Origin of the sequence: Kribbella voronezhensis (assembly GCF_004365175.1) — a bacterium.
GTDB classification, from domain to species: Bacteria; Actinomycetota; Actinomycetes; order Propionibacteriales; family Kribbellaceae; genus Kribbella; species Kribbella voronezhensis.
Window position 1 is genome coordinate 1,129,270 of record NZ_SOCE01000002.1, and the last position, 13,290, is coordinate 1,142,559.

At 68.7% G+C, this 13,290-nt stretch carries 13 protein-coding genes; 8 read left to right on the forward strand and 5 right to left on the reverse strand.

The features are described from left to right. Positions 1-18 precede the first annotated feature (18 nt). The 8 genes from rapZ to EV138_RS32480 all read left to right on the forward strand — a co-directional run bounded on the left by rapZ (position 19) and on the right by EV138_RS32480 (position 6,991). The gene (gene rapZ, locus EV138_RS32445) at positions 19-885 is read left to right on the forward strand and encodes an RNase adapter RapZ (RefSeq protein WP_112238979.1); all 867 of its coding nucleotides are present in this window, start codon (positions 19-21) and stop codon (positions 883-885) included. A 7-nt stretch (positions 886-892) separates the two neighbouring features. Then, positions 893-1,834 (forward strand): gluconeogenesis factor YvcK family protein, encoded by a 942-nt coding sequence (locus tag EV138_RS32450; RefSeq protein ID WP_133983678.1) that lies wholly within the window; start codon positions 893-895, stop codon positions 1,832-1,834. A 242-nt stretch (positions 1,835-2,076) separates the two neighbouring features. Next, positions 2,077-3,060 carry a DNA-binding protein WhiA gene (gene whiA / locus EV138_RS32455; protein WP_132191256.1) on the forward strand — a complete coding sequence of 328 codons (984 nt, stop codon included), beginning with the start codon at positions 2,077-2,079 and terminating at the stop codon, positions 3,058-3,060. Positions 3,061-3,267: 207 nt separating this feature from the next. Next, positions 3,268-4,272 (forward strand): type I glyceraldehyde-3-phosphate dehydrogenase, encoded by a 1,005-nt coding sequence (gap, locus tag EV138_RS32460; RefSeq protein WP_133983679.1) that lies wholly within the window; start codon positions 3,268-3,270, stop codon positions 4,270-4,272. 93 nt (positions 4,273-4,365) lie between these two features. After that, positions 4,366-5,568: a phosphoglycerate kinase gene (locus EV138_RS32465; protein ID WP_133983680.1), complete on the forward strand. Its 1,203-nt coding sequence runs from the start codon at positions 4,366-4,368 to the stop codon at positions 5,566-5,568. A 7-nt stretch (positions 5,569-5,575) separates the two neighbouring features. After that, positions 5,576-6,385: a triose-phosphate isomerase gene (gene tpiA, locus EV138_RS32470; RefSeq protein WP_133983681.1), complete on the forward strand. Its 810-nt coding sequence runs from the start codon at positions 5,576-5,578 to the stop codon at positions 6,383-6,385. Continuing rightward, positions 6,382-6,615 (forward strand): preprotein translocase subunit SecG, encoded by a 234-nt coding sequence (secG, locus tag EV138_RS32475; RefSeq protein ID WP_077013974.1) that lies wholly within the window; start codon positions 6,382-6,384, stop codon positions 6,613-6,615. Before tpiA ends, secG begins: the two co-directional genes overlap by 4 nt. 16 nt (positions 6,616-6,631) lie before the next feature. Then, positions 6,632-6,991, forward strand: a complete 360-nt coding sequence (locus EV138_RS32480; protein ID WP_133983682.1) for an RNA polymerase-binding protein RbpA — start codon at positions 6,632-6,634, stop codon at positions 6,989-6,991. Positions 6,992-7,045: 54 nt separating this feature from the next. Here EV138_RS32480 and pgl read toward each other — a convergent pair whose 3' ends face one another. The 5 genes from pgl to tal are packed head-to-tail and all read right to left on the reverse strand — an operon-like array spanning position 7,046 to position 13,269. Further along, complete coding sequence (pgl, locus tag EV138_RS32485) at positions 7,046-7,768, reverse strand: 6-phosphogluconolactonase (protein WP_133983683.1); 723 nt, start codon at positions 7,766-7,768, stop codon at positions 7,046-7,048. Continuing rightward, complete coding sequence (locus tag EV138_RS32490) at positions 7,768-9,006, reverse strand: glucose-6-phosphate dehydrogenase assembly protein OpcA (RefSeq protein WP_133983684.1); 1,239 nt, start codon at positions 9,004-9,006, stop codon at positions 7,768-7,770. The genes pgl and EV138_RS32490 overlap by 1 nt, the downstream gene beginning before the upstream one ends. Beyond that, positions 9,003-10,553, reverse strand: coding sequence for a glucose-6-phosphate dehydrogenase (zwf, locus tag EV138_RS32495; protein ID WP_133983685.1), 1,551 nt, complete (start codon positions 10,551-10,553; stop codon positions 9,003-9,005). The genes EV138_RS32490 and zwf overlap by 4 nt, the downstream gene beginning before the upstream one ends. After that, the gene (locus EV138_RS32500) at positions 10,550-12,163 is read right to left on the reverse strand and encodes a phosphoglucose isomerase-related protein (protein WP_133983686.1); all 1,614 of its coding nucleotides are present in this window, start codon (positions 12,161-12,163) and stop codon (positions 10,550-10,552) included. Before EV138_RS32500 ends, zwf begins: the two co-directional genes overlap by 4 nt. Next, entirely contained in the window at positions 12,160-13,269 is a 1,110-nt protein-coding gene (gene tal, locus EV138_RS32505; protein WP_133983687.1) for a transaldolase, read from the reverse strand. The genes EV138_RS32500 and tal overlap by 4 nt, the downstream gene beginning before the upstream one ends. Positions 13,270-13,290 lie beyond the last annotated feature (21 nt).

Consider the following 13,290-nt stretch of genomic DNA (forward strand, 5'->3'; position numbering starts at 1 on the left):
GGGGAGAACTGAGAACTGATGGACGAGTCGAGCGGCAACCTCATCATCGTGTCCGGGATGTCCGGCGCGGGACGGAGTTCGGTCGCGGACGTACTGGAGGACCTCGGCTGGTTCGTGGTCGACAACCTGCCACCGATGTTCCTGACCACCATCGTCGAGCAGGTGGTCGGGACCGGGGCGTCGCCGCGGCTCGCGATCGTCGTCGACGTCCGGACCGGGATGTTCTTCGACGAGCTCGGCTCGGCGCTGGAAGACCTGCGGGCCAAGGGATACCGGCCACTGACGCTGTTCCTGGAGGCCTCCGACGACGTGATCGTGCGCCGGCAGGAAAGCGTCCGCCGGCCGCACCCGTTGCAGGGCGACGGCCGGTTGCTCACCGGGATCGAGCGCGAACGCGAGCTGCTCGGCGACATCCGGGCCGGCGCGGACCTGGTCATCGACACCTCGAACCTGAACATCCACCAGCTCGCCGCGCGGATCGTGAACGCCTTCGGCGACGAGGAGAAGATCGAGCTGCGGGCCACCGTGGTCTCGTTCGGGTTCAAGTACGGCATCCCGGTCGACGCCGACGTGGTGGCCGACATGCGGTTCGTACCCAACCCGTTCTGGCAGCCCGATCTGCGCCCGATGACCGGGCAGGACAAACCTGTGTCAGACTTCGTGCTCGGTCATCCGCTGGCCCAGCAGTTCCTGCAGAACTATGTGGACGTGCTGGACACGCTGCGGACCGGTTATCTGAACGAGGGCAAGCGGTTCGTCACGGTCGCGATCGGCTGCACCGGTGGGAAGCACCGGAGCGTCGCGATGGCCGAGGAGATCGCGAAGAGGCTGCGGGAGAAGGGTTCACCGACCTTGGTCGTGCACAGGGATCTCGGGCGGGAGTGACTGCTTAGTGTCACGGGCTCCACGGGTCGTCGCGCTGGGTGGCGGGCACGGCCTCGCCGCTTCGCTGTCCGCACTGCGCCAGGTCACCGACCAGCTGACCGCGGTCGTCACGGTCGCCGACAACGGCGGCTCCTCGGGGCGGCTCCGGCGCGAGCTCGGCGTACTGCCCCCTGGTGACCTCCGGATGGCGTTGGCGGCGTTGTGCCGCGACGACGAGTGGGGCCGGACGTGGGCCAGCGTCCTCCAGCACCGGTTCCGCAGCGACGGCGAACTGCACGACCACGCCGTCGGCAACCTGCTCATCGTCGCGCTGTGGGAACTGCTCGGCGAGGCCGTCGACGGACTCGACTGGGTGGCCAGACTCCTCGGCGCACAAGGGCGCGTGCTGCCCATGTCGGCCGTGCCGCTCGACATCACGGCCAGAGTGATCGGCCTGGATCCCCTGTACCCCGAGGCGATCACCGAGATCCGCGGCCAGGCCGAGGTCGCGACGACCGAAGGCAAGGTGGTCGACGTCGCGCTCGACCCGGCCGATCCGCCGGCCTGCCCGGAGGCGCTGGTCGCGATCGCCGAAGCCGACTGGGTCGTGGTCGGCCCCGGCTCCTGGTTCACCTCGGTCATCCCGAATCTGCTGGTCCCCGCGCTCGCACACGGTCTGCAGGCGACCAACGCCCGCCGGCTGGTGACGCTGAACCTCGGCGAACAGAAGGGCGAGACCGACGGCTTCTCCCCGGAGACCCACCTCGAAGTCCTCGCCGCCCACGCCCCCGAACTCCGCATCGACGTGGTGCTGGCCGACGAAGGCCACGTCCCCGACCCGGCCTCCCTCCGCCGTACGGCGCAATCGCTCGGCGCCGACCTGGTCGTCGCCGACATCGCCGACGACGACCGCCACCTCCACCACGACCCCACCAAACTCGCCAAGCTCTACCGCGAAATCTTCGAGTAGCCCGTAACAGTCGCCGAGCCGGGGAGTTGGACCCGTACGTACACGCGGTCCTGGGCGGCCAACACAGTTGTTTGTTTCTGGGTCGTAGCGATGAGGGTCTTTGACAGCCGCTCTCTCGCCACGCCTTCGCAGTTTCCGAGGTGTACCGACGAGGGTCTTTGACAGCCGCTCTCTCGCCACGCCTTTGCAGTTTCCGAGGTGTACCGATGAGGGTCTTTGACAGCAGTGGGAGGATTCACTACATGGCGATGACAGCACAGGTGAAGTCCGAGTTGACCAGTATTCAGGTCACGAAACCCTGCTGCCGCAAGGCTGAAGTGTCTTCGGTACTACGGTTCGCCGGCGGACTGCACCTGGTCTCGGGCCGGATCGTGGTGGAGGCCGAGCTGGACAGCGGAGCCGCGGCCCGCCGGCTTCGCAAGGACATCGCCGAGATCTTCGGTCACCCGTCGGACGTGGTGGTGATCTCCCCGTCCGGAATCCGCAAGCAGACGAAGTACGTAGTACGGGTTGTTCGGGACGGCGACGCGCTGGCGCGGCAGACGGGGCTCGTCGACAACCGTGGCCGTCCGGTACGGGGACTGCCTCCGGCGGTCGTCTCCGGTGCCTCCTGCGACGCGGTGGCTGCGTGGCGCGGTGCGTTCCTGGCGCACGGTTCGCTGACTGAGCCCGGCCGCTCGTCGTCGCTCGAGGTCACCTGCCCCGGTCCCGAGGCGGCGTTGGCTCTCGTCGGCGCCGCTCGCCGCCTGGGCATCGGTTCCAAGGCCCGTGAGGTCCGCAATGTGGACCGCGTGGTGATCCGTGACGGCGACGCGATCGGCGCGCTGCTGACCCGGCTCGGCGCGCACGAGTCGGTGCTGGCCTGGGAAGAGCGCCGGATGCGCCGCGAAGTCCGCGCCACCGCGAACCGCCTGGCCAACTTCGACGACGCGAACCTGCGCCGTTCCGCGCGGGCGGCCGTCGCCGCCGGCGCCCGGGTCGAGCGCGCACTGGAGATCCTCGGTGACGACGTACCCGACCACCTCCAGGTCGCGGGCAAGCTCCGGCTGGAGCACAAGCAGGCCAGCCTCGAGGAGCTCGGTCAGCTGCACGAGCCGGCCCTGACCAAGGACGCGGTGGCCGGCCGGATCCGCCGCCTGCTGGCGATGGCCGACAAGCGCGCCGCCGACCTCAACATCCCGAACACCGAGGCCAACCTCACCCCGGACATGCTCGACCCGGCCTGATCCTCGGCACCAGTCCGTCAACTGGTCTTCACGCTACGGTCCCGGAGAATTCCGGGACCGTAGCGCGTTCGGGTGGTCTGGTCCGGTAGCTACTCGCCGGTGCTGGTGGTCTGCTGTGGATAGCACCAGTGAGTCGGGTGGGCACTTGGGCTAGTGTTTCGGGTGTAGCGGCAGTGCTCGAAAGCTAGTTTGAGGAGACGTAGTCCCGTGACCGTTCGCGTAGGTATCAACGGCTTCGGCCGGATCGGCCGTAACTTCTTCCGCGCCGTTCAGGCGTCCGGTGCCGACATCGAGGTCGTCGCCGTCAACGATTTGACCGACAACCAGACCCTCGCCCACCTGCTGAAGTACGACTCGATCCTGGGCCGCTTCCCCGGTGACGTGACCGCGACCGACGATGACATCACCGTCGGCGGCCACACCTTCAAGGCGTTCGCCGAGCGGGACCCCGCCAACCTCAAGTGGTCTGATGTGGGCGCCGACATCGTGATCGAGTCGACCGGCTTCTTCACCGACGCCACCAAGGCCAAGACGCACGCCGACAACGGCGCCAAGAAGGTCATCATCTCCGCCCCGGCGAAGAACGAGGACCTGACCGTCGTGATGGGCGTGAACCACGAGCTGTACGACGCCGACCAGCACACGGTCATCTCGAACGCGTCCTGCACCACGAACTGCCTCGCCCCGATGGCCAAGGCCATCCACGACGAGTTCGTCATCCAGCAGGGCCTGATGACCACGATCCACGCCTACACCCAGGACCAGAACCTGCAGGACGGCCCGCACAAGGACCTGCGTCGCGCCCGCGCCGCGGCCCTGAACATCGTGCCGACCTCGACCGGTGCCGCCAAGGCGATCGGCCTGGTGCTGCCGGAGCTCAAGGGCAAGCTCGACGGCTACGCGCTGCGCGTCCCGGTCCCGACCGGCTCGGCCACCGACCTGACCGTCACCGTGGGCCGCGAGACCTCGGTCGAAGAGGTCAACGCCGCCGTCAAGGCCGCTGCCGAGGGTGCGCTCAAGGGCTACCTGAAGTACACCGAGGACGAGATCGTGTCGACCGACATCGTCACCGACCCGGCCTCCTGCATCTTCGACGCCGGCCTGACCAAGGTGCTCGGCAACCAGGTCAAGGTCGTCGGCTGGTACGACAACGAGTGGGGCTACTCCAACCGCCTCGTCGACCTGGTCAACTACGTCGGCGCCTCGCTCTGACTCATCCACTCCTGACGTTGCGTCCGAAGAACTGTGGCCACTGACCCACAGTTCTTCGGACGTTAGCGATTTCTGGCGAAGGAAGCAGCAACTGTGAAGACCATCGAAGACCTCGGTGACGTGGCGGGCCGCAGAGTGCTGGTGCGCTCCGACCTCAACGTCCCGATTGAGGGCGACAAGATCGGCGACGACGGCCGCATTCGCGCCAGCCTGCCGACCCTGGTGAAGCTGGCCAAGGCCGGCGCCAAGGTGATCGTCACGGCACACCTCGGCCGCCCCAAGGGCAAGCCGAACCCTGAGTTCACGCTGGCCCCGGTGGCCAAGCGGCTCGGTGAGCTGCTGGCGCCCGAGGGCATCACCGTCCACTTCGCGACCGACGTGACCGGCGACAGCGCCCAGGAAGCCGTCCAGGAGCTGGACGAGGGCGAGGTCCTGCTGCTCGAGAACGTCCGGTACGACCCGCGCGAGGAGAGCAAGGACGAGGCCGAGCGCGGTGCGCTGGCCGACGAGCTCGCCGGCCTGGCCGACGTGTTCGTCAGCGACGGCTTCGGCGTAGTACACCGCAAGCAGGCCAGTGTGTACGACGTGGCCCGCAAGCTCCCGCACGCCGCCGGTGGCCTGGTGCTCGCCGAGGTCGAGGTGCTGAAGAAGCTCACCGAGGACCCGGCCCGTCCGTACGTCGTCGTCCTCGGTGGCGCGAAGGTCTCGGACAAGCTGGCCGTGATCGACAACCTGATCGCCAAGGCCGACAAGCTGCTGATCGGTGGCGGCATGGTGTTCACCTTCCTCAAGGCCCAGGGTCACGAGGTCGGCAAGAGCCTGCTCGAGGAAGACCAGGTCGAGGCGGTCAAGGGCTACTTGGCGACCGCGAAGGACAAGGGTGTCGAGATCGTGCTGCCGACCGACATCGTGGTCGCGCCCGAGTTCAAGGCCGACGCGCCCGCAACGGTGGTCGCCGCCGACGCGATCCCGGCCGATCAGCTCGGCCTGGACATCGGCCCGGACTCCGGCCAGGCGTTCGCCGCCGAGATCGCCGGCGCCAAGACCGTGTTCTGGAACGGCCCGATGGGTGTCTTCGAGATGGAGGCGTTCGCCGGTGGAACCAAGGCCGTCGCGCAGGCGTTGACCGAGGTGGACGGGCTCAGCGTGGTGGGTGGTGGCGACTCGGCCGCCGCAGTACGGCAGCTGGGCTTCGCCGACGATCAGTTCGGGCACATCTCCACCGGCGGTGGCGCTTCGCTCGAATACCTGGAGGGCAAAGAGCTCCCGGGTCTTGCTGTGCTGGAAGAGGACTGACACCAAAATGGCTGATAACGCTGCCCGTAAGCCGTTGATGGCGGGCAACTGGAAGATGAACGTCAACCACGTCGAGGCTGTGCACCTGCTGCAGAAGCTGAGCTGGACGCTGCAGGACAAGAAGCACGACTTCGAGCGGGTCGAGGTGGCCGTGCTGCCGCCGTTCACCGACATCCGCAGCGTGCAGACGCTCGTCGACGGCGACCGGATGAAGATCGTGTACGGCGCGCAGGATGTCTCCCAGCACGACGAGGGCGCTTACACCGGCGAGATCTCGGCGGCGATGCTGGCCAAGCTCGGCTGCAGCTACGTGCTGGTCGGACACTCCGAGCGGCGGCAGTACCACGGCGAGGACGACGCCCTGGTGAACGCCAAGACCGTCAAGGCACTGGCAGCCGGCATCACGCCGATCGTCTGCGTGGGCGAGGGGCTGGAGATCCGCAAGGCCGACGGGCACGTGGCGCACTGCGTGCAGCAGATCGACGGCGCGCTGGCCGGCCTGAAGGCGGACGACGTGCGCAAGCTGGTGATCGCGTACGAGCCGGTCTGGGCGATCGGTACCGGCGAGGTCGCCACCCCCGAGGACGCCCAGGAGGTCTGCGCCGCGATCCGGGCCCGGCTGGAGGAGACTTTCTCGCCGTCCGTGGCCGACGCGGTACGGATTCTGTACGGGGGGTCGGTGAAGATGAGCAGTGCAGGTGGCATCATGGCCCAGCCGGATGTCGACGGCTGCCTGGTGGGCGGTGCAAGCCTTAAGGTGGACGAGTTCGCCGGTATCTGCCGTTACCTGGACCTTCAGTTAGGCTACTCCTCGTGATTCTCGCTTTTCAGATCGTCGTCGTCATCTGCAGCCTGATCCTGACGCTGCTCGTGCTGCTGCACAAAGGCCGCGGTGGTGGCCTTTCCGACCTGTTCGGTGGTGGGGTCTCGTCCAGCCTGGGCGGTTCCTCGGTCGCCGAGCGGAACCTCGACCGGATCACGATCGGCGTCGGCCTGATCTGGTTCGCGGCCATCGTCGCGCTCGGCCTGCTGTACAAGCTCGGCTGAGAGGGGAGTAGCTCCCATGCCTGGTGGTGGCAGTGCGATTCGAGGTAGCCGGGTCGGCGCCGGACCGATGGGCGAGGCGGAGCGCGGCGACACCGCGCCCCGGCAGCGCGTCGTGTTCTTCTGTGCCAACGGACACGAGACCGCGACCGTTTTCGCGGTCGAGGCAGCGGTCCCGGAGGCCTGGGACTGTCCGAGGTGCGGTCTGCCGACCAGCACCGACGTCAACAACCCACCGCCGCCCACCAAGATCGAGCCGTACAAGACGCACCTCGCCTACGTGAAGGAGCGTCGCAGCGAGTCCGAAGCCGCCGAGATCCTCGAAGAGGCTCTCGAGAAGCTCCGGGCCCGCCGCGCCCGCGGCGAAGTCATCTTCTGAGCACGACAAACCCGGGCGGTCCCTGGAGAAGGGGCCGCCCGGGTTTGTCGTGCCTCAGGAAGACTTCAGCCGCGAGGCCGCGGCGTCGTCCAGTAGCCAGAGGGTTCGGTCGAGGCCCCTCGGAGTCGCAGCTGGGACGTCGCCACCTGATACGGCCGTCGCCACCGCGTCCGCCTTGTCGTCGCCCGACACCACGAACCAGACCTCGCGTGACCGGCCCAGCGTCGGGAACGTCAGCGAAACCCGCGTCGGCGGAGGCTTGGGGGAGTCGTGGACAGCGACCGCCCACCGGTCCTGCTCGGCCAGCTCCGGATAGCCAGGGAACAGCGACGCCACGTGCCCGTCCGGTCCCACGCCCAGCATCAGTACGTCGAAAGTCCGCACTCCGCTGGCCGCCAGTTCGGCCGCGTAAGCCTCAGCCGCCGCCTCCGGCCCCTGACCGCTGTCAGCCGCCATCGGGTGCACGCGCGCCGGATCGACGTCGACATGGGACAGCAGCGCGTCCCGAGCCTGGGTCTCGTTGCGCTCGGGATCGCCGGCGGGCAGGAAGCGTTCGTCGCCCCACCAGAACTCCACCCGCCGCCAGTCGATCGCGTGCCGCGCCGGGGACTCCGCCACGGCTCCGTAGACCTTCGCCGCGACGCGGCCGCCGGTGAGCACCACCTGCGCGATGCCACCGGCGACCTGGGCGTCGATCAGCCGGGTGATCAGCCTGGCCGCGACGGCGTGGACCAGGCCCTCGGCGTCGCGGTTGAGCAGGATCTCGGGCGAACTCATCAGCGCCCCGCCACCTTCTTCGCAGCCGCCTTCCGGGCCGGCGCCTTCTTCGCGACGGCCTTCTTGGCGGTCGCCGACTTGCGCGCCGACTTCGCCGCCGCGCTGGCCTTCTTGGCCACCGTCTTCTTGGCCGCGGTCTTCCGGCCGGCCGTCTTCTGAGCGGTAGAAGACTTCTGAGCGGACGAGGACGCCCGGCCCCCACCTGACCGGGCGGCGGCCTCGAGTTCCGGCGAGGCGGCCTTGCCCGAGACCTTCGTCGTACGGGCTGCTGCCTTCTCTGCCGCGGTCTGTGCGGACCGTCGGTCGACATCGCTGACCGTCTTCGCCGACGCGGGCATCTTCTCCCGCTCGACGAGGCAGCCGAGCGTCTGCGCGTACACGTCGTCAGGGTCGAGTCGCCGCAGTTCCTCGCTCAGCAGCTCCGAGGTGTTCCGCCGCTTCAACGCGACGGGCCGGTCCGGCTGGCCAGGAATGCTGAACGTCGCCACCGCACCGTCCGGCCGCGTCAACGCGATCGGCCCGGCGGGCGTGAACATCCGTACGGCGGTGATGCCGGGCCCTCGCGAGTTCCGCTGCTCCACCGGTACGCCGAGGCGGCACTGCAGCCAGGCGGCCATCAGATCCGCACTCGCGTTGCCCTTGGCCGACACCACCTCGGCGCCGGTCACCTTCGTCGGGTACTGGTCGAGCGCCGCGGCCATCAAGGCACGCCAAGGCGTCAGTCGGCTCCACGCGAAGTCGGTGTCGCCCGGCGCATAGCCCTCCGCCCGCGCGGTGAAGTCCGCGCCCCGCCGGGTCGCGGCCGCATCGGTGACCCGGCGACGGCCGAGTGCGCCGAGCGGGTCCTCGTTCGGAACCTTCGGCCCGCCTCCTGGCCACCAGACGATGACGGGGGAGTCGGGCAGCAGCAGCGGGGTGATGACGGACTCGGGCACCTTGGCCAGCTCGCCGTGCAGCCGCAGCAACACCGCCTCGCCCGGAATCCCTTCACCGACGCGTACTTCGGCGTCGAGGCCACCCGCGCCGCGCCCAGGCCGCAGGATCGCCACCAGCACCCGTGACGGGTGCTCGCGACCGGCTTCGTTCGCCGCCTTCATCGCGTCGTGGTGCGAGGCCTCGTCGACGACCACCACGATGGTGCCGACCATGCCCATCGCCGGTGAGCCGGCGTTGCGGCGGGCTCTCAGCAGGGCCGAGGCGATCTCCGCCGACGTGGTGCTGGTGAGGTCGATGATCATGGCCGCCTCCAGGCGCGTCCGTCGCGGGCGAGCATCTCGTGGGCGGAGTCGGGTCCCCAGGCACCGGAGGCGTACTGCTCCGGCTTGCCGTGTTCGGCCCAGTAGTTGATCACCGGGTCGAGGATCTTCCAGCCGAGTTCGACCTCCGTGTGCTGCGGGAACAGCGGCGGGTCGCCGAGCAGTACGTCGAGGATGAGCCGCTCGTACGCCTCGGGGGAGGACTCGGTGAAGGACCCGCCGTACGCGAAGTCCATGTTCACGTCGCGGATCTCCATCATCGTGCCGGGGACCTTCGCCCCGAACCGCATGGTGATGCCCTCGTCCGGCTGGATCCGCATCACCAGCGCGTTCTGGCCGAGTTCCTCGGTCTCCGTCTTGGTGAACGGCAGGTGTGGCGCGCGCTTGAACATCACGGCCACCTCGGTGACGCGGCGCCCCAGCCGCTTGCCGGTCCGCAGGTAGAACGGCACGCCGGCCCAGCGGCGGGTGTCCACGTCGACGCGCAGCGCGGCGAAGGTCTCCGTGGCCGAGTCGGCGGGAATCCCGTCCTCCTGCAGGTAGCCCTTCACCTTCAGGCCACCGGCCCAGCCCGCGGCGTACTGACCGCGTGCCGTGTGCAGGTCGAGGCGCTCCGGCAGCTTCACGGCCGCCAGCACCTTCTTCTTCTCCTGGCGCAGCGACCAGGCGTCGAAGCTGACCGGCTCCTCCATCGCGATCAGCGCGAGCAACTGGAGGAGGTGGTTCTGGATCACGTCGCGGGCGGCGCCGATGCCGTCGTAGTACCCGGCGCGGCCGCCGATGCCGATGTCCTCGGCCATCGTGATCTGCACGTGGTCGACGTAGTGGCTGTTCCAGACCGGCTCGAACATGGCGTTGGCGAACCGCAGCGCCAGCATGTTCTGGACGGTCTCCTTGCCCAGGTAGTGGTCGATCCGGAAGACCGCCTCGGGCGGGAAGACGGACTCGACCACCCGGTTCAGTTCCCGGGCGCTCTTCAGGTCGTGCCCGAACGGCTTCTCGATCACGACCCGGCGCCACGAGCCCGGGGTCTCCTTGGTCAGCCCGTGCTCGTTCAGCTGCTGCACGACCTGCGGGAACAGCCCCGGCGGGATGGACAGGTAGAAGGCGTGGTTGCCGCCCGTACCGCGGTTGACGTCGAGCTCGTCCACGGTTTCCTTGAGCCGCTTGAACGCCTCGTCGTCGGTGAGGTCACCCGGAACGAAGCGGAAGCCCTCGGCGAGCTGCTGCCAGACCTCCTCGCGGAACGGCGTCCGCGCGTGCTCCTTGACGGAGTCGTGCACGATCTGGGCGAAGTCCTGGTTGCTGAAGTCACGCCGGGCGAAGCCGACCAGGGCGAAACCGGGCGGCAACAGGCCCCGGTTCGCCAGGTCGTACACCGCCGGCATCAGCTTCTTGCGAGCCAGGTCACCGGTGACGCCGAAGATCACCAGGCTGCAGGGCCCGGCGATCCTGGGGAGCCGCCGGTCCTGGGGATCCCGCAGCGGGTTCACCGGGGCGGTGGGCTCCTCGTCGAGCTCTGCGGTCATGCGCCGCCGTCCTCCGATTTGTCAGGTGCGTCGAGTAGGGAGATCAGCTGCTCCACCCCGGCGGCGGGATCGGTGAGGTGCAGCCGTAGTACGGGACGGCCACGGTCGGCCAGTACGCCGGCGTCGCCCGCGGCCTGGGCCGAGATCAGGGTGCCGAACGAGAACGGGCGGTCCGGGATCTCGACGTCGGTCGATTCCGACGAGGTGATCTGCAGGAACACACCCTGCGGGTGGCCGCCCTTGTGGTACTGCCCGGTGGAGTGCAGGAACCGCGGTCCCCAGCCGAATGTGACCGGCCGGCCGGTACGGCTGCTCAGAGCGGGGCGGATGGAGATCAGGTTCTCGTCGCGCTCGGAGTCCAGGTACGCCATCACAGCGAGGTAGCCGTCCTCGCCGAGCTTGCTCAGCAGCGAGTCGAGCGCACCCTTGACCGTGTCGACGCCGTCGAGCAGACCCTCGGTCGCCCTGACCTCTACAGCACCGTCGGTGAAGGCAGCAGCCTCCGGCTCGGGCTGAGCATCCAGCAGACCGCGGGCGGCCTTCTTGGCGCTCTCCACGTCCGGCTGGTCGAACGGGTTGATCCCGAGCAGGTAACCGGCCACAGCAGTGGCCGTCTCCCACAACAGCATCTGCCCGCCGAGCGAACCAGACGTCAGAGCAGTCGGTACGTCACTGGTCGCCTTGTCGGCCAGCAGCGCGTTGGTGATGTCCGGCGCGTTGCTGTGCAGCTCCGGTGCGTGCAGGCCCTTCACTGCGACGGGCAGCACGCCGGTGCCGTTCTTTCCGGTGCTCTCGGCAATCAACTGCTCAGCCCAGTCGGGGAACCCGACGATGTCGGTGCCGTCGGCCGTGATGATCGCCTTGTCCCGGCCCGGGCTGCCGGCCAGTACTGCGCCCAGCAGCAGCGCCGGGTTGTCCGCGGAGTCGGCCTGCAAGACGGGAGCGGCCTCGGCCGCTTGGTCCAGCAGCTCAGCGATGTCGGCGCCCGCAAGCCCCGACGGGACGAGCCCGAAGGCGGTGAGCGCGCTGTAGCGTCCACCGACGTTGGGGTCGGCCAGGAAGGTCTTGCGGTAGCCCTCGTCGGCCGCGAGCTTCTCGAACGGCGATCCCGGATCCGTCACGACGACGACCCGCGAGGCCGCGTCGATCCCCGCGTCCGCGAACGCCTTGACGAACACCCGCCGCTGACTGTCGGTCTCGACCGTGCCGCCCGACTTGCTCGACACGACGATCACGGTGCGCTGCAGGTCGCCCGCCAGCGCCCGCGCGATCACGCTCGGGTTGGTCGAGTCCAGGACGACGAGCTCGACGCCGGCCGTCTTGGTGATCACCTCGGGAGCCAGTGACGAACCGCCCATGCCCGCGAGCACGATCCGGTCCAGGCCCTCGGCGCGCAGGTCGGCCAGCAGTGCCTCGATCTCGGCCAGCAGTGGCCGCGACGTCTCGTGCAGGTCGACCCAGTTGAGCCGGATCGCCGACTCGGACTCGGCCTCCGGACCCCAGACGGTGGCGTCCTTGGCCGCGATCCGGGAGGCGATCTTCTCCGCGACGAGCCGCTCGATCGTCTCGGCCCAGTCGCCGTTGACTGCGGTGACGGTCGGAGCGCTCACTTGGTGGCCGCCTTGAGGGCCGACGTGACGGTGTCCTGCAGCTCGGTCCAGGAGGCGTCGAACTTGCTGACGCCCTCGTCCTCGAGCACCTGGACGACCTCGTCGTACGAGATGCCGAGTGCCTCGAGGTCCGCGATCACCTTGCGGTCGGCGTCGTACTTGCCGCGCACGGTGTCACCCGGCACCTCGCCGTGGTCGGCGAACGCGTCGATGGTTGCCTGCGGCATCGTGTTCACGACGCCGCGGGTGATCAGCTGCTCGACGTACATGGTGTCCTTGTACGCCGGGTCCTTCACGCCCGTGGACGCCCACAGCGGGCGCTGCGGCTTGGCGCCGGCGGTCTCGATCTCGCGCCAGCGGTCGGAGGAGAAGATCTCCTCGTAGGCCTCGAACGCGAGCCGGGCGTTGGCGATCGCGGCCTTGCCCCGCAGCGCCTTCGCCTCGTCGGTCCCGATCGCGTCGAGGCGCTTGTCGACCTCGGTGTCGACCCGGCTGACGAAGAAGGACGCGACGCTGCCGAGCTTGGTCACGTCGTGACCGTTGTCGATCGCCTTCTCCAGACCGGTCAGGAACGCGTCCACGACCGCCTTGTACCGCTCCAGCGAGAAGATCAGCGTCACGTTCACACTGATGCCCTGGGCAAGCGTCTCGGCGATCGCCGGGATGCCTTCCTTGGTGGCCGGGATCTTCACGAAGACGTTCTCCCGGCCGACGGTCTCCCACAGCTCCTTGGCCTGGGCGATCGTCTTCGCGGTGTCGCGGGCCAGCCCGGGCTCGACCTCGATCGAGACCCGGCCGTCGACACCCTCGGAGTCGTCGTAGACCGGCTTGAACAGGTCGGCGGCGTCCCGGACGTCGTCGGTGGTGATCACCCGGATCGCCTGGTCGGTGGAGACGCCGTCGGCGGCGAGGGTGTGCACCTGGTCGGCGTACGCGTTCGCGTCGGAGATGGCCTTGGCGAAGATCGTCGGGTTGGTGGTCACCCCGCTGACGTGCTGGTCGTGGATCAGGGTTTCCAGGCTGCCGCTGGTGAGCCGCTGCCGGGAGAGGTCGTCGAGCCAGATGGAAACCCCGGCGTCGGCGAGGTCTTTCAAACGATCGGTCATGTCCGAAGCCCTCCGAAATGT

What these genes read in the sequence shown, in the direction of transcription:
- EV138_RS32490 (WP_133983684.1), bottom strand. Translation starts at nt 9,006, where the DNA reads ATGATCATCGACCTCACCAGCACCACGTCGGCGGAGATCGCCTCGGCC.
- rapZ (WP_112238979.1), top strand. Translation starts at nt 19, where the DNA reads ATGGACGAGTCGAGCGGCAACCTCATCATCGTGTCCGGGATGTCCGGC.
- pgl (WP_133983683.1), bottom strand. Translation starts at nt 7,768, where the DNA reads ATGAGTTCGCCCGAGATCCTGCTCAACCGCGACGCCGAGGGCCTGGTC.
- EV138_RS32480 (WP_133983682.1), top strand. Translation starts at nt 6,632, where the DNA reads ATGCCTGGTGGTGGCAGTGCGATTCGAGGTAGCCGGGTCGGCGCCGGA.
- tpiA (WP_133983681.1), top strand. Translation starts at nt 5,576, where the DNA reads ATGGCTGATAACGCTGCCCGTAAGCCGTTGATGGCGGGCAACTGGAAG.
- tal (WP_133983687.1), bottom strand. Translation starts at nt 13,269, where the DNA reads ATGACCGATCGTTTGAAAGACCTCGCCGACGCCGGGGTTTCCATCTGG.
- whiA (WP_132191256.1), top strand. Translation starts at nt 2,077, where the DNA reads ATGGCGATGACAGCACAGGTGAAGTCCGAGTTGACCAGTATTCAGGTC.
- zwf (WP_133983685.1), bottom strand. Translation starts at nt 10,553, where the DNA reads ATGACCGCAGAGCTCGACGAGGAGCCCACCGCCCCGGTGAACCCGCTG.